General features: G+C 36.8%; 12 protein-coding genes. 4 read left to right on the top strand and 8 right to left on the bottom strand.

Annotation, left to right across the window (positions count from 1 at the left end; all coding sequences use genetic code 11):
* Nucleotides 1-39 precede the first annotated feature (39 nt).
* The 4 genes from KO529_RS06045 to KO529_RS06030 form a co-directional block, all read right to left on the bottom strand.
* Complete coding sequence (locus KO529_RS06045; protein WP_215946993.1) at nt 40-1,974, bottom strand: FAD-dependent oxidoreductase; 1,935 nt, start codon at nt 1,972-1,974, stop codon at nt 40-42.
* Between the two features lie 136 nt (nt 1,975-2,110).
* Nucleotides 2,111-3,550: a SusD/RagB family nutrient-binding outer membrane lipoprotein gene (locus KO529_RS06040; protein ID WP_215946992.1), complete on the bottom strand. Its 1,440-nt coding sequence runs from the start codon at nt 3,548-3,550 to the stop codon at nt 2,111-2,113.
* Nucleotides 3,551-3,561: 11 nt separating this feature from the next.
* Nucleotides 3,562-6,975, bottom strand: a complete 3,414-nt coding sequence (locus KO529_RS06035) for a SusC/RagA family TonB-linked outer membrane protein (RefSeq protein WP_215946991.1) — start codon at nt 6,973-6,975, stop codon at nt 3,562-3,564.
* Between the two features lie 172 nt (nt 6,976-7,147).
* Nucleotides 7,148-8,308 carry a FecR family protein gene (locus KO529_RS06030; RefSeq protein WP_215946990.1) on the bottom strand — a complete coding sequence of 387 codons (1,161 nt, stop codon included), beginning with the start codon at nt 8,306-8,308 and terminating at the stop codon, nt 7,148-7,150.
* Between the two features lie 118 nt (nt 8,309-8,426).
* Between KO529_RS06030 and KO529_RS06025 the strand changes: the two genes are divergently transcribed.
* From KO529_RS06025 to KO529_RS06010, 4 genes are all read left to right on the top strand, one after another.
* A complete protein-coding gene (locus KO529_RS06025) occupies nt 8,427-9,020 on the top strand; it encodes an RNA polymerase sigma factor (RefSeq protein ID WP_215946989.1) in 594 nt (197 codons plus the stop codon).
* 498 nt (nt 9,021-9,518) lie between these two features.
* Entirely contained in the window at nt 9,519-9,737 is a 219-nt protein-coding gene (locus KO529_RS06020; RefSeq protein ID WP_215946988.1) for a helix-turn-helix domain-containing protein, read from the top strand.
* Complete coding sequence (locus tag KO529_RS06015; protein WP_215946987.1) at nt 9,734-10,060, top strand: HipA N-terminal domain-containing protein; 327 nt, start codon at nt 9,734-9,736, stop codon at nt 10,058-10,060. The genes KO529_RS06020 and KO529_RS06015 overlap by 4 nt, the downstream gene beginning before the upstream one ends.
* The gene (locus KO529_RS06010) at nt 10,057-11,046 is read left to right on the top strand and encodes a type II toxin-antitoxin system HipA family toxin (protein ID WP_215946986.1); all 990 of its coding nucleotides are present in this window, start codon (nt 10,057-10,059) and stop codon (nt 11,044-11,046) included. The genes KO529_RS06015 and KO529_RS06010 overlap by 4 nt, the downstream gene beginning before the upstream one ends.
* 74 nt (nt 11,047-11,120) lie before the next feature.
* On the opposite strand, the gene KO529_RS06005 is transcribed toward KO529_RS06010, so the two are convergent.
* The 4 genes from KO529_RS06005 to KO529_RS05990 all read right to left on the bottom strand — a co-directional run bounded on the left by KO529_RS06005 (nt 11,121) and on the right by KO529_RS05990 (nt 15,880).
* Nucleotides 11,121-11,756 (bottom strand): MCP four helix bundle domain-containing protein, encoded by a 636-nt coding sequence (locus tag KO529_RS06005; RefSeq protein WP_215946985.1) that lies wholly within the window; start codon nt 11,754-11,756, stop codon nt 11,121-11,123.
* A 145-nt stretch (nt 11,757-11,901) separates the two neighbouring features.
* Nucleotides 11,902-12,270 carry a hypothetical protein gene (locus KO529_RS06000; RefSeq protein WP_215946984.1) on the bottom strand — a complete coding sequence of 123 codons (369 nt, stop codon included), beginning with the start codon at nt 12,268-12,270 and terminating at the stop codon, nt 11,902-11,904.
* A gap of 618 nt (nt 12,271-12,888) precedes the next feature.
* Nucleotides 12,889-14,292: a sulfatase-like hydrolase/transferase gene (locus KO529_RS05995; RefSeq protein ID WP_215946983.1), complete on the bottom strand. Its 1,404-nt coding sequence runs from the start codon at nt 14,290-14,292 to the stop codon at nt 12,889-12,891.
* A gap of 13 nt (nt 14,293-14,305) precedes the next feature.
* Nucleotides 14,306-15,880 carry a sulfatase family protein gene (locus tag KO529_RS05990; protein WP_252734313.1) on the bottom strand — a complete coding sequence of 525 codons (1,575 nt, stop codon included), beginning with the start codon at nt 15,878-15,880 and terminating at the stop codon, nt 14,306-14,308.
* Nucleotides 15,881-15,892: the final 12 nt, after the last annotated feature.

The raw sequence follows: 15,892 nt of genomic DNA, 5'->3' as shown, positions 1-15,892 counted from the left end.
TACGTAATTAAATTCAATAGAATGATATAAAGTGGAATGTCATTTCTCTTCCCCTAATAGTTCATATAATTTCAACAAAAATTCTCCTTTGGATACCCGATTATTCATATAATAGTGTTCAGCTTCGATTTTCAGTCGTTTAGATTCAAGGCGTTCCAACCACTTCTCGGCCAACTTTTTATCCAAAGGTTCATTTGGTCTTAATGCATGAAAAGGATAGGCAAATGCATATTGAGACCCCCTTATACTTTTATAAGTATCGGTACCGGACATTTTTGATTCCTCCATAAGGTATGCGTCATGAAGAAATCCACGGACCCCAAAATATTGCGCGGCAACAAAATATGGTGAATAGACGTCGATATCAGAGATATAAGCAGTTTTGGCATTGTTTTCATGTAATAACTTTTGTACTTCCTTAACTGCCACTTTTGAAATTGGGACTTCTTCACTGAGCGCTATATGTGCCGCTATTCCTGACGCTTGCCCCAAAGCTGTCCATACAGGTTCCAGTCGTAGGCTGCTAAAACCTACATGACTAGCCGACACTGCAACCGATACCAATAAATTAGAAAATCCAATAGGCTTAATTACGCCAAATGGAATTTGAAAAGGGGGGGGGATAAAATTAAAATCCCCCTCAGCAACAAATGGATATAAGGTTGCTGGGGATACCCCGTGACAGTTAAGGGCATAGTCTCCAATAGCAATGGCATCTTTCTTTAGTTCGACGATCAATGAATTTCCGATGGTATTGAAATCGTTTTGAGTAAACACATAGTCTCCCATAATCCTTCTTGCCTCCCTAATGTACAATCGTGGCGGAAAATTACCATTATCAGTGAACTCGTCTTTAGCCAAGCCCCATTGTTGCGCTTCTTTTCTGAATTTCGCAGGAATTGCAGGATCGTTCTGGATAAAATAGACCATACCCAAAAGGTGTTCCTTATGTTTAGCAATTATTCTATGCCTTGTTTTCCAGTCACCATCTGGATATTCATAGTTTTCTCCCAACATTGTCATCCTTACCGGTGCATTTTTGATATCATTTACATCAGCCTTATTATTAGGTAACATCTGTGATCTAAAAATACCGTCACGACTTTTTTCCACAAAAACCTGTGATACCTTACCTTCCTTTAGAACATCTGCTATTGACAAATAATTTTCCCGAAGATAGTTTTCAGGCCTCTCTATTTTGGATATGTTCTTGGCATCATTGGTCATAATCAACCTAAAATTATAGGCCTGAACCCTATGGTCCCCTTCCCCAGTACTGCCTACCAAAATTTGTTTATTGCTATAAAAAAGTTTACCTGCCAGGGGTTCCCCATATTCCTGGCGAGATTCCCTTCCTATACGATATTCTGCACCTGCATATGCCGCTAAATCCCCTTCATAAGTCGCATCGATGAACATTTTACCATTTAGCGTAACTGAGATATCAGATTCTTTATCCTTAAATATTGCTCCTTTGATTGTCAATAATGTATTATCGGGTTTATCCATTAAAACACTTTCTAGTCGATGGTTTACTAGGATATGAATATTTGGAAATTCACTAAGCATATCATTAAAAATTTGCAGGGTAACATGTGGTTCTGCATGAATGCCCCCATGACAATCTTTCAATTGTTCTGACTCTTTTCCATATTTATCCAGATAGTATTTTTCAACACGGCCCATATAATCTTTAAAAGTACCCCCTAGTGCCTCATATGATATAAAATCGGTAAAGGACAACCCCCCGGTCATAAGACCGCCAATCATGGAGTATTCTTCAACAACCACAACAGAATGACCATATTTTGCCGCATTGAGTGCCGCCGAAATGCCAGAAAATGTGGCTCCCATTATTACTAGATCATACTGATTCTTAAGATCTACTTTTTGACTGGCTTGAACGGGATTAAAACAAATCAAGAAAAGTACGAGAATAACCATCTGCCCAATATTTCTAAAAAGTGGATTCATTTATAAATAATTATAAATTTTATAAGCGGCAATGCTATTTCAAACACTTGCCTTAGTTTTCATCTACGTTAGAGGTAATAAAAGGGGGGATATAAAGTTTTTAACCCCCTTTCATTAACCGGACTAGTAGACAATCTTAATTGGCCCAAATCAACTTTGTACTACTGTCAAAAATTGTAGAAAAGTTAACATCGGACGGCGTATTGAGATTTCGAGTAACTTCTGAAACCGGATATAACATCCTATTTGCCCTGCCTTCTGGGTTAGTTGCCATGAAGAAATCGAATTTTCTAGTTTCATTGTATGCCTCTATCCATTGAAACTTGAACAAGTATATATACTTCTGAGATATTATATTTTCCAATGTCAGGCTACCTTCCCCAGGAGAAACCCCAGGAAAACTTAGATAGTTCGCAATATCGGCAGGATCAATTTGAACATCAGGACTAAAATCCGCCGATTCCTCTAATGCCAATTGAACAGCATCCTGATATGCATTATAAGCTTCCAAAGTATTACCCAATCGGAAATTAGCTTCGGCTTGAATAAACAATAGCTCATTATAGGTAAGGATTGGCAATGGTGCTGCCATATATTTCAAAAACAAAGGTTTGGAATAAATAGCACCGTCTAAACGGGGTTCACCAAAATCGGCCTCAGCCGTTCCACTAGGTGCGGGAATGCGATTGCCATTGATAGTGGAGAACCAAGGAACCGCCCTTGGATCTTCTTCAATAACAGTATTTGGGGTAAACGATAACATTACATCAAAAATTTTGCCTACTGCTGATCGAGGCTGACCATTCTGCGCCACAGAATAAGGATTTCCATTTTCCAACGAACTATTATAAATTTTTATTGAAAAATTTTCCTCGCTATTGGTAAGGGAATTAGTGATGGCAGTAAGTGCATTTTGGGCAGATCCTGGACTATCAAGTTTGCTCAATTTATTATATAATCTAGCCTTGAGGCCATAAGCTGTTTTCATCCACAATTGTTGATCACCATTAAAAACTAAATCATCTTGTGAAGGCATGGCAGTATCAACTTTCCCAAGATTACTGATTGCATTGTCAAGAATTGAATGTATCTCAGCATAAAGTGTTTCATGGGCATCAAATTTGGGATTTCTTATTTCCGATTGCAGCGCCTCGTAATAAGGAATATCTCCATATAAATCGATCAGAGTTGTTAAAGTAAAGGCTTTCAATACTTCTGCTATCCCAGCATATGTCCAGGCTTCGCTTTGCATCGCCTTGTTTCTCATAAATTCAAGGTCATTTAACATTAAATAGCCATTTTCCCATGCTTGAGCACTTGCTCCTTCCAAATCAGTGTACGAATTAAACCCCAATACCCCGCTAGTTTGCTCGGAAATGGAACCAGCCTGAACAGCTGCTGCGGCACCAACAATTTCATTGCTATAGGCAATGATTAATTGTGGCAACAAGGAATTTAAAGGTGCGTCATTAACGATATTCGGATTGGTATCGATCTCGGTAAGTGTATCTTCACTACAAGAGAAAGACACTCCCACCAAAAATACTGCTAAAGTGATATATATTATTTTTTTCATGATTTCTTAAATTAAAACTTAATTCTTGCTCCAACTCCTATACTCTTTGTCTGTGGTATCTGAGACCATTCCAAACCTGCCGTATTTCCACTTCTACCATCGGTAAAATTAACTTCAGGGTCGGTAAATGAGTCGGTTAGGAGAAAAAGATTTCTTCCTGAAACATAGACAGATGCCGATTTAACAAACGAATTACCCAATACTTTTTCAGGAAGGTCATAGTTTAAAGTTATTTCTCGTAACCGAACAAATGATGCATCTTGCAAGGACTGCTCAGTAGGATTAAATGCACCTATACTATTGTAATATGAATAATCCTTTTTTATAATAATGTCATTTACGCCATTGACCTCAGGACTGCCATTAACAAGTGTACCCTTTACTCCTGGAATTATATCATCCTTCTCTCTATCCATTGTAACACCTGCAAGACCCCTCCATCTAGTTTCTACGAAGGATTGAGAAAATATCTGCCCACCAGATCGCCAATCGATCTGAAACGACAAGGACAAATCTTTATAGGTAAAATTATTAATGAAGTTCATTTCAAAATCCGGCAAGGCCGATCCTATGATTTTTCTTTCGTTATCCATAATTGGAAAACCATATCCAGCTGAATTGGAATCGCTCTGTATTACTGGTTGCCCAGAAGCAGGGTCCTTAGCATAAGAAAGGCCGGCAATGGACGGGTAATCAAAACCCTCTTCGGCAACAATTATCCCGCTATTTATATCAATCCTTTCAACCCCTTCGGCCAAACTAACCACCTTATTGCTAAATGCGTTGAAGTTTGTAGTCAAATTCCAGGAAAAAGAAGGTGATCTTATAGGGATCAAACTCAATATCACTTCATGGCCTTTTGAAGAAATTTCTCCAGCATTTCTAATTTCATTTTGTGCTCCGGTGGACAAAGGCAAGGGAACCGCAAAAATCTGTCCTTCTGAAATACTGTTAAAATAAGTATAATCAATAGAGAGCCTATCATTGAAAAAACGGAAATCAAATCCTAATTCATAGGACTTCGTATTCTCAGGCCCCAAATTTGGATTTATTCGAGTGGTTTGTTGTGAAAACGATGCAATCCCATTGTACGGAAAATTGAATCCTCCTGGATTATTTGCAACAAAACCTGTTCCGTTTACAAACAACGGTCCTGCTTGCCCAACCTCGGCCCAGGTAGCTCTAATTTTAGCAAAGGAAATAACCTCTTCCAGATTTGGAATTATATTTGTTAATATAAAACTAGTTCCAACAGAAGGATAAAAGAAAGATCTATTGTCTACTGGCATGTTTGATACATAATCATTCCTACCAGAAGCATTAAGAAATATCATATCCTGCCATCCCAAATTCATATTGCCATAGAAACCAACTATCCTTTGTCTGCTTTCAAAATTCGAGCCTGTAATTATAGTAGCATTGGCTAAATTTGCCCATCCGCCAGTAACAAAATTTGACCCACCTGATGTTTCATAGTTCCTTTTCTCATCAAAAACTTCATTACCAACCACCAAGTCCAGTAAGAAATCTTTACCTAATTCCTTATTATAGGTCAGAAATAAATTTGAATTAATTTGATTTTCCTTTTGATTTAAAATGGATATTGCCCCTCCACTTGGTGGATTTGTACGGCCGGCCTGACCGGTTCCCAATTCCCTAAAATCTTCTGTTCGTGAGGAAAAATTATCAACTCCAAATCGATAATTAATAGAGAGGTTTTCCGAAATTTTATAGTCAAACAATATATTCCCAAGAGTTCTAGGCCTTTCCGTATTTCTATAATTATTCTTAACCACCCAATAAGGATTATTTTGACCACTTCTGAAATATTGTTGAAAGTATGGGTCATTTTCAAGGGCGATGGGACTTCCTGCCAAATTATAGGAGGGTGGAGTATCAGTTAAGCTTCTGAAATAGTTGTTATTACCCGTTAAATCAGGAAAATCACTATACTGTAAATCGGAATAATTGAAGGAAACTGTAGCACTTAAGGCTTCGGATATATTAAGTTTCCCATTGAAGTTTAAGTTTGTTCTACCCAGATCTGTTCCAGGTATAATTCCTTCCTGAGAATTATGACCTAACCCTAATGAATAACTCCCAATAGTCCCAACATTAGATATTGACAAATTAGTATTGGAAGTACTTCCAGATTTATAGAAAGCCTTGTCATTATCATAAGACCTTGCCTCCTCTTGTTCTCCCCTATTATTCGTGTAGGTTCCAATTTCAGTAATTCTAGGTCCCCAAGCGAATGGACCATTGACATTAAGAACACCATTTGCACCTTGGCCAAACTCTGTCTGTAAATCTGGTAAAAATGCAACATCATCTACACTATAATAGGTTTCCAAATTTACTGTAGGCTTGCCATCCAGTGATTTTCCACTTTTAGTGGAAATTAATACTACACCGTTTGATGCCCTAAGACCGTATAATGCGGATGCAGCAGGCCCCTTAAGTACGTTAATAGATTCAATATTACTTGGATTAATATCTTGTATATTTCCAGTTATTGGAGCTCCATCTATCACAAAAAGTGGCTGATTGTTCCCTGTAAGTGATCTACTCCCCCTTATTTTTATTGATGGTGACCTTCCTGGCATACCGCTACTAAGGTTTACCGAAACTCCAGCAACTTTACCCTGAAGCCCATTCAAAACATTGGGATTTCCAACTTGTGCAAGATCGTCACCGCCCACTTCCTGAGTAGCGTAAACTACAGATTTCTTAGATTTGCGAATACCAAAGGAAGTAATGACCACTTCATCTAGACCTTCGGCGCTTTCCTGCAAAACTATGTTCAGTGAAGTTTCACCATTTACAATTATCTCTTTGGCCGCAAAACCAATATAGGAAACTTCTAAAACAGTATTCTCGTCTTCTACAGAAATAGAAAAATTTCCATCAAAATCTGCCTGGGTACCATTTGTAGTACCTTTTTCCAATATATTGGCCCCTGGTAGTGGAGCACCATTTTGATCACTGATTGTACCAGATACTAAAATTTGAGGTAAGTCAGAAATCACTGCACTTTCAACCTCCATTACCGAAGCTTTCATTTTAGACCTAGTAAGTAATATTTTACGATCATCAACTTCATAACCAATACCCTCCTTGCTAAAAAGGATATCTAAAACCCGTTTAATAGGAACCTTTTTTACCCTAATGGACACCTTGCGCTTTAAGTCCACTGTCTTTGTACTAAAAATAAACTTGAATTCGGTATTGGCCTCTATTTCATCAATGACCTCTTCCATAGTGGCATTCCCAAAATCCAAGGATATTTTGGTTTTCTGGGAATAGGAGGAATTGGCCTGCATTACAAAGGAGACGGTTATTAAAAAAAGAAGTGACAACTTCATTTTTAAATCAAATTTTAAACGCCATGGGATAATTACCCCAGACTTTGGTGGTTTTTTCATAATTTTGAATGTTTACTGGTGGTTATACTTTTTAAAAATTGTAATCACTTTACGAAATCGGGAAATGTTACAGCATTTTCCGATTTTTTTTCTGATTTTATATAAAATCAGAATATGTCAAGTGATTGAATTTACTTACTTAATTTATTTCATAGGCATATTCTGTTTTGGTTTAATGGATGATGATTTTATTCTCTATTATTTTATACTCGATTTGATAGACTTTATTAAAATAATTAAATACCTGTTCAATGGTCTCATGCTGCGTTTCAATAGTGGCATTAAAAGTCTCGTTTGCCAATTTTTCATTGTTATTTATTATTACCACATTATAATGTCTTTGTAATTTTTGAATAATATTTTCAAAGGAACTATTTCTAAAAACTAAATTTCCATTCATCCAAGAAGTGTATATTGAGGTGTTCACCTCTTCTTGAGAAATATTATTGTCGGACTTATTATAGACACCCATGTAACCAGGCTTAAGATAAACCTCAGCCTTGTTGCCGTTTTCCAAACTGGATTCCCTAAGGCCAACAGAACCCTCCACCAAAACCACTTCAGTATCCCTGTCTTCTGGATAGTTGGAAACATTAAATTTTGTCCCATATACCTGTATATCCAAATCTTGAGCATTAACAATGAAAGCATTTTCCTGGTCATGGGCAACTTCAAAGAATGCTTCACCTGTTAAAAACACTTGACGCCTTTGCCCTTTTAAAAAATTAATTGGGTACTTAATTGAACTTCCTGAATTTAAGTGCACATTACTACCATCTGAAAGGACAATATTAAATTGTTTGCCATTTGGAACTGTCAATGTATTATAAACCAATTTCAATTCTTCACTCTGGTCGTAAACAAGTTTATTACCTTGCCGCACTCCAACCACCTTTCCATTGGAATCCTGAACCTGGGCAGTTCCAGCTTCTGTTATAATTTCAATATCCCCATTTTCCAATTCAAGTGTAATTGCATCAGTTCTTGGAACAATTACTGCATTCTGGGTTTTATCAAAAACACCCTGTTGCCAAATGATTCCAACTCCAATAAAAAAAATAGCAATAGCCGCATATTTCATTACAGATAGTAATCTTCGACTATAGTATTGCTTCTTTCCTTTCCTTATCTCCTTCCTAAGTTCTTCCTTAATTTTATTTATATCTGAATCATTCATTGCCAAAGTAATTGCAAAATGAGTTTTAATAAAGTCCTTATAGACCTGATGATTTTTGTCATCTGCAATCCAATTATTAAGAACATCCAAATCCTCGGCGCTTGCAGCTTGGGATAAATACTTAACAATTAGATTTTCTATTTCTTTGGAAATCATTTTTAAACCATTCTTTTATATAATACAAGACAGAATTACTATACCCTAACTTTTTCATTAAATATTTTTATATATTCACATTATAATTAGCCTAATATTGAGATAAAAACATCTTTTTATGAATTTTAACGATAATGATGCTCTGGTAGAAAACCTCATAATTGGGAATGAGAAAGCGTATATGTTTCTTTTGGACACCTATCATAGAAGATTAAATGCCTATGCCTTAACCTTGGTCCACGATCAGGCCCAAGCTCAGGACATAGTGCAAAACGTATTCTTGAAAACTTGGAAATCTAGAAAAAAATTAAAAAAACAATTTTCCATTCAAAGTTTTCTGTACAAAGCTGTTTACAATGAGTTTATAAACAATTATCAAAAAAATAAAGCGATGATGTTATTACAACAAAAATATATAGAGTCGCTAGGTGAGGTCGTAGAGGAAATAGACGAGAACATTATAGAAAGAATGATTACGATCGTAAACAAGGAAATCCAAAATCTTCCCCCAAAATGCCAGAGAATATTTATCCTAAGTAAAAAAGAAGGCCTAACCAACATTGAAATATCGGAACATCTAAACGTCTCTATAAAAACAGTAGAAGCCCAAATTACCAAGGCTTTTGGAATCCTTAGAGAAAAACTAGGAAAGAAATATGAGATGATAATGTTCCTCATCTTCGGTGGCGAAATTAAAGGATTGGCAAAATAACCAACTATCACAATTTTTTACTTATAAATCGGTAAGTAAATCTCCTGTTCAAAATATTAAATTCAAATTATAATGTACACCCCGTCCAGTACCTACAGGATGTAAGCATTGTTTTTCAACCATATCCTGTAAATCACGGGTGGCCGTAGCCTTGGAAGTTTTGGCGATGGATATATATTTTTTGCTGTCATCCCTCCTCTTTTCAACATCATCATTATCCTTTTTAGCTTATATATCTAATTAAGCTAATCTAAAGGATTTGGGGGATGGAGGAAAAAAACTCAAAAAATCAGTGTTTACAAATACACCAGTGGAATAAGGAAAATCATAGATGTATTTAACCCGAAGAAAAATTTGATTTAAATAGTGCACTATAACGCACTATTTTATCAAATAGAGTTAAATGTATTAAAAAAAAGTCGATTAGTGCAATAAAACGCACTTTTGCTATGTTTATTCATGATAAATATTTACTTTAGCCTACAAAAGAGCCATATAATGCACTTTAAAAGTTTAATACGTAGTATAAAGGAGCGAAGAGAAATGCTACAGGTTACCCAAGAAACATTGGCAGACCTATCAGGCGTAGGACTTCGTACCCTTAAACAATTTGAAAGTGGTAAAGGCAACCCTACTGCAGAAACATTAAACAAACTGGGCAATGCACTAGGTTTGGAACTCACTTTCCAAGTAAAAACGACAACAGCTGAAGAATGAGGCAAGCAGTCATTTTGTACAAAAAGGAAGAAGCGGGTATATTGACCCAATCGGATGATGGAAGTTTCACCTTTCGTTATCATGACAAATGGTTTGAATCAAAGGACACCCCTGCTATCAGCCTTACATTACCAAAAAACCAACAAGAGTATCATTCGGATTATCTATTCCCTTTTTTTTATAATATGCTTCCTGAGGGATCGAACAAACAAAATATTTGTTTTGAGTTACGTATAGATCCCAATGACTATTTTGGTCTGTTATTAACCACAGCGAAATATGATACCATTGGAGCCATTCAGGTTAAGGAAATAAAAGCATGAGTAATCCGATAAACATAAATAACTGTCCAGGTACTTTAAAGAAAGGATTAAATACCTATAGTACAACAGCATTAAACCGTTTATTCAATGGTAGGAAGGTAAGCCCTATCCTACCCTACGAATCGCCCGTTACTAATGTAGTTACAGAAGAACTCTTTAAAGAAAACAAAATACGTTTATCCATTTCTGGTGTACAAGAAAAGTTCTCAGTATTATTGGAGAAGAACAAACTACGTTTGATAAATGAAGGAGAACAAGGGCAGTATATTTTAAAACCTATTCCCAATGTGGGAACCCGTAAAGATCAAATGCCGGCCAACGAACATTTGAGCATGCAGTTGGCACGTCAAGTATTCGGAATCGAAACTGCGGAAAACGGCCTCGTATTCTTTAAAAACGGAGACCCCGCATATATTACCAAACGTTTTGATGTGCAAGAAGACGGTACTAAATTGGCAATTGAAGACTTTGCTACTCTAGCCGGCAGAACACCACAAACCCATGGAACAGATTTTAAATATTCGGGAAATTATTTACAACTTTTTGAACTTTTAAAAAAGTATGTTCCTGCCTATCCAATCGAGGCCATCAAACTATTTAAGTTACTTCTTTTCAATTATTTAATATCTAACGGTGATGCCCATTTCAAAAATTTCTCTTTAATGGAAACTGCTTTGGGAGATTTTAAATTGAGTCCTGCTTATGACCTATTAAACAGTAGAATTCATATTGAAGATAGGGATTTTGCCTTAGAAGATGGACTTATACCTCTAGACAAATCAAGAGGTAAGGTTACAGAGCAGTTTTTTCAACTAGCGGAACTTGCTGGCATTTCTAAAAGACAATATGAAAAGGCATTCAAAAGTTTAACGACAAACCAAGCTAAAGTACTATCCCTAATCGAACTTTCATATCTTGATGAAAAGACAAAAATAAATTACCTTCAAGGGTATCAAACAAAGCTTAAAAAACTTTTGAGGGATTAGAATTTACCAAACAGCAAAGGGTCTACTGAAATAGATAGAATGAATATTAGAAAGAATTGAGATACTGGAATAATTTAAGCATCTTTCCCAATCATCCTTATAAACGGTTTTTCTCCGTGAAAAATAATGAGTACCATAAGAAGACCAATGATAATCAAAAACGCAACTTGAAGCTTAGATAGCAATAGGTTCATACTTAATGCCTTATTGGATAAATAGGTCAACTGACGCCCTTCAGAAAGCTGCACTTTGGAAAGTTTATCCAGATTGTCGCCGATTTTTTCAAATAGGGCACTGAATTCTTTTGTATTTCCGATTTCCGTAGATGCTGGTGTTCTAGAAAAACTATTTTCCAAGGTTTGTAATTCCCTATAGTTCTCTTTCAACAGTGTAAAATGGACCGATTCATTAGGTGTTAATTTAGTTTTAGAGAAATTCTCCAGTAGTTCTTTAATGCTTTCGCCATTGGCATTATGGTCCATGATTCCCTTTGCAGAGGACCACTCCAACTCTTTCTGGTGAAAAAGGTTGTTAAGTCTATAGATATATTCAAGGGCGACCACCCGATCTTCAAAAACAGAGTTCACGGTATGGTCTGCGGTAGAGAAGTTTCTTCTGTTCAATTCATTCGATGTAAGCACCAATAAAAATGCTATTGCCAAGATAAAACCGGTATTAAGACGCTGTTTTAGAGTCAATTTTTTATCCATTTTTTTGTTTTATTAGGGTTTACATCAAATTATTAAAAACGTGTCTATTTATACAATAGAATAGAAAATTCCGTCCAGCCCGTATATAACCAACTTTAGCAACTAAAACAACAGAACTGGACGGATAAAACCAACCATTTAAAAATTAAATTCCTCTAAGTTCACCTGATACAAGTGCATCCTTTAAATCTGCGGATACAACACTATGGATACCAAAAAATCGCCCACCATCAGTCCTTTTGATCTTGACCTGTAAGGTACCGTCCTTTTTTTCCTTTACAGCTGTAACAACCACCTTGACCCCTTCCATTTTTTTATAGTTGGCAATACCTCCATTTTTAATAATAGTATTAGCCCTAGGAAAATCAATATGCTTAAAACTAGGGGAGTCCGGGCGCCCAATCTGAAGCATATCTCCTGCCTTTACCTCTTTAAGAACTTCGGGCCCGCCACTTTGCGCGTTAATGCTTAAGATTCCCACCGTGAATAAGACTGCAAAAATTATTTTTTTCATAACTGTGTTTTTAAGGGGGTTTGTCAATTTTTCTGTTTTTGTATACGGTCGGCGGAATTCCACTAATATCCGTTTGTTTTTTTTAGAATATTGTGAAAAGCTTATTGCCTAATTATCTGCCCAGCGCAAAGGTTGTGCCATGGACAATGGCACATTAAAAATCTAGATTATAAACACCTGAAATACAATCAATAACATTACCTGCGAAGAATGAAGTCAATACATTATATTGGGTAATTTTACCCCGATTGAGTAATTTTACCCCAGTTAAAATTTGAGTCCTTAGTAAGGGTTCAATTGGTTCCTTCCTACAATTTAGCCTAGTCCCAATATTAAAATTTAATAGTTTGGATACTAACCTTCTTTATTTGCTCGGAATACTTTTTATTTCAAATTGATTTTTAACGGATAGGATTTATTGTTACGGTATCTCAACCATGGATCTCCACCATTACTTCCATTTTTCTATCTCAATTACCACCTTACCCAATTAACATAAGATTTTCATATTTCTTTACGGTTACAAAAAAAAAAGGAACAACAGTTTCCCATTGTTCCTTTTGCAACTAAACTAACTCAAAACTTAATATTCTAAAAACTACTTACCTCAATAATGTATTATTCTGACACCAACGTTACCCCTTTAAAAACATCCTTTTCCCAATTTTTCAGTTTTTTACGTAACCGCTTTACTATTCTAGGATAATATTCAGCAACATTGTTTTTTTCAGAAATATCTTTTGACAAATCAAATAACTCAACGGTTTCCTGGTCGTCCAATTTAATGGTCACTAGTTTCCAAATATCACTTCTGACTGCATTTTTATTTCCAAAATTCCAAAACAAATCCCGCTTTGGCAATGCTTCATTGGATAAGAGATGATTCTTAATACTGAGTCCATCTATCACAGAACTTTCTGGCTCTTCCCCAATAAAATCTAAAAAAGTGGGAAGAAAATCCATAGTGAGTACAGGCTGTTCACTTACTGCCCCTGCTGCGAATTTTGAAGGAAACCAAGCAATAGCTGGAACACGATGACCACCCTCATACAAACCGGCCTTAAATCCTCTTAAGTTGCCGTTGTTACCATTATTTGATGCTCCATTATCAGAGCAGAATATTACAATTGTATTTTTATCCAACCCTGTTTCTTTAAGTTTTTGCATGATCTTGCCCACACCCTCATCCAAAACCTCAACCATTTCCTTGTAAATACCTGCTATACTATCTTCCGGTACAGGATCGGTGCCTCTTTCCCCAACTCTGCGAAGCGCCTTATCAGTTCTTCCCTGATATGGGTAATGGGGGGACTCATGTGGGAGATATAAGTAAAACGGTTTTTCAGTTTTTTTAGGATTATTCCTATCTATAAAATCCAAACCATATTCTGTTATCAAGTCGGTCGTATAGCCTTTATCATCCTTAATTTCCGTGTTGTCCCACCAATCAAAATATCCTTCCTGGTCTATATGTGCGTGGTAATCTACATTCCCACTCACAAAACCCCTAAATTGATCAAATCCTTGAAGGGAAGGATTGAATTTGGAGTCATATCCTAAATGCCATTTACCAAAAATACCAGTGTTATAACCATATTTCTTAAGTTCATCTGCTATGGTTATTTCATTGATTGACAATCCTACTTCCCGATGACTGGCAGCCGTAATAACTCCCCCTACCCCTGTACGCTGCTGATATTTACCTGTTAATAGAGCTGCCCGTGTGGGACTGCAAACTGCCCCATTGGAATGAAAGTCCGTAAACCGTATTCCTTCCGTCGCCAACCTATCAATATTTGGAGTGTTGATATAAGTATTGCCATAACAGGAGATGTCACCATAACCCAAATCATCGGCCATGATAAGAATAAAATTAGGTTTAAGGACTTCCCTATGGTTCTCTTCACTTTTAAATTCCTGCGAGAAAACCGAATTCAATGTTATTAAAGTGACAAGAAAGAAACATACTGTATTAAGTGTTTTATTGATCATCATTCCTAAGATAATTTTGATTCCATGCATTACGGTGTAGTTTTTATTTGGCAGCCACAGGGGTCCGTTCTACGGAATATCCTTGTTCCCGATATTTTTGTAAAAGCTGGTCCATCGTATCTATTTTCTCTGGATGTTGAGCAAATAAATTGATGCGTTGCTCGGGGTCTTTCTCCATATCGAACAAAAGACCATCTCCTTCAAAGTCAGTGTAATTCCTTAGCTTTTTAAAGGAGTCCGGCATTTTGGTATGTTCGCCAGAAGGAGCATTGATATAAAGCCACTTACCCTGCCTCAACCCCCATGCCTTTTCAAAAGTGTTGTGAACTGTAGCTTCGCGTAAGGGTGAAGTATATTTTTCCCCCTTAAAAATCGGTAGTAAATTATAGCTATCAGGAGCTGCTCCTTCTGCCAAGGGAGTATTGGTGGCAGCCGCCAGTGTGGCCATGATATCCACCTGGGATATTACCTCCTTGGAAACAGAACCGGCACTGACCTTTCCAGGCCATTTTACAATAAATGGTACGTGGTGGCCTCCTTCCCATACATCGCGTTTTAAACCCCGAAAATCACCCATACTAAAGTGGCCATATTTTTCTGCCCGTTCGAACGCATATTTTTCGGGACCATTATCGGCACTGAATATAACAATGGTATTCTTATCTAAACCTTTCTCTTTCAAGGCTTTTAACACCTGTCCGGCAACCCAGTCCGTCTGTACCATAAAATCTCCATAACCCCCTGCTTCAGACGTTCCAATAAACTCATCGTTAGGAATTATAGGTGCATGCGGCGAGGGAAGTGCAAAATATAGAAAAAAGGGTTTGTCCTTCTCTTGTCCATTTACGTATTCAACTGCTTTTTGGGTAAGGGTAGGTAATACTTTATAAGGGTCCCATCCTTCTACCATTGGTCCTGGACGAAATTCCCAATTCCCTTCTTTGGTCTCAAAACCTCTCTTAACAATGTCTTGATCTTTTGTCGGCAGTTCTACAAATTTATCGTTTTCAATCCATGCATAGGGCGGGAAATTTATGGTACCATCACCAAAATAGTAATCAAAACCCCGATCTAAAGGTCCACCTGAAATTGGAGCACTCCAATCTATATCCTGGGGAAGGTAGTAGTTTACCTCTCTTTCCCCCTGCACCGTTTTTCCTGATGGCTCATTCTTAAACTTCCAATCCCATCCCAAATGCCACTTACCAATACAAGCCGTAGTGTAGCCTGATTTTTGTAAAACCTGTGGAAGTGTAACATCGGATTCCTTGAAGAAGGGTATGCCAAATGAATTTACTATTCCATGTTGATTTCGCCAATGGTATGTCCCAGTTAACAAAGCAAAACGACTAGGAGAACAGATTCCAGAAGAACTGTGGGCATCCGTAAAACGCATACCTTCCGAAGCCAGTTGATCAAGATTAGGTGTAGGTATTTTAGAGTCCGGATTCTGATAATGAAGATCTCCGTAGCCCATATCGTCCGCATAAATTATAACAATATTGGGCAAGTTTTCTTTTTGAATTGCCCCCTCTTTCTTGGATTGTTGATTATCTCCACAAGAGGTAATGAGAACCATAAAAAAACATGCCACCGAACGTATAAGGATTTTATTCATTTGATTCTATAA

The sequence above is a fragment of the Arenibacter algicola genome, assembly GCF_018860365.1.
Classification (GTDB): domain Bacteria; phylum Bacteroidota; class Bacteroidia; order Flavobacteriales; family Flavobacteriaceae; genus Arenibacter; species Arenibacter algicola_B.
The sequence above is the reverse complement of the archived record's forward strand: the minus strand, read 5'-3'. Positions and strand labels throughout refer to the sequence as shown.

Bases quoted from the DNA above. Each gene is read 5' to 3' on its own strand.
- KO529_RS06045 (WP_215946993.1), bottom strand. From the start codon at position 1,974: ATGAATCCACTTTTTAGAAATATTGGGCAGATGGTTATTCTCGTACTT.
- KO529_RS06040 (WP_215946992.1), bottom strand. From the start codon at position 3,550: ATGAAAAAAATAATATATATCACTTTAGCAGTATTTTTGGTGGGAGTG.
- KO529_RS06035 (WP_215946991.1), bottom strand. From the start codon at position 6,975: ATGAAAAAACCACCAAAGTCTGGGGTAATTATCCCATGGCGTTTAAAA.
- KO529_RS06030 (WP_215946990.1), bottom strand. From the start codon at position 8,308: ATGATTTCCAAAGAAATAGAAAATCTAATTGTTAAGTATTTATCCCAA.
- KO529_RS06025 (WP_215946989.1), top strand. From the start codon at position 8,427: ATGAATTTTAACGATAATGATGCTCTGGTAGAAAACCTCATAATTGGG.
- KO529_RS06020 (WP_215946988.1), top strand. From the start codon at position 9,519: ATGCACTTTAAAAGTTTAATACGTAGTATAAAGGAGCGAAGAGAAATG.
- KO529_RS06015 (WP_215946987.1), top strand. From the start codon at position 9,734: ATGAGGCAAGCAGTCATTTTGTACAAAAAGGAAGAAGCGGGTATATTG.
- KO529_RS06010 (WP_215946986.1), top strand. From the start codon at position 10,057: ATGAGTAATCCGATAAACATAAATAACTGTCCAGGTACTTTAAAGAAA.
- KO529_RS06005 (WP_215946985.1), bottom strand. From the start codon at position 11,756: ATGGATAAAAAATTGACTCTAAAACAGCGTCTTAATACCGGTTTTATC.
- KO529_RS06000 (WP_215946984.1), bottom strand. From the start codon at position 12,270: ATGAAAAAAATAATTTTTGCAGTCTTATTCACGGTGGGAATCTTAAGC.
- KO529_RS05995 (WP_215946983.1), bottom strand. From the start codon at position 14,292: ATGCATGGAATCAAAATTATCTTAGGAATGATGATCAATAAAACACTT.
- KO529_RS05990 (WP_252734313.1), bottom strand. From the start codon at position 15,880: ATGAATAAAATCCTTATACGTTCGGTGGCATGTTTTTTTATGGTTCTC.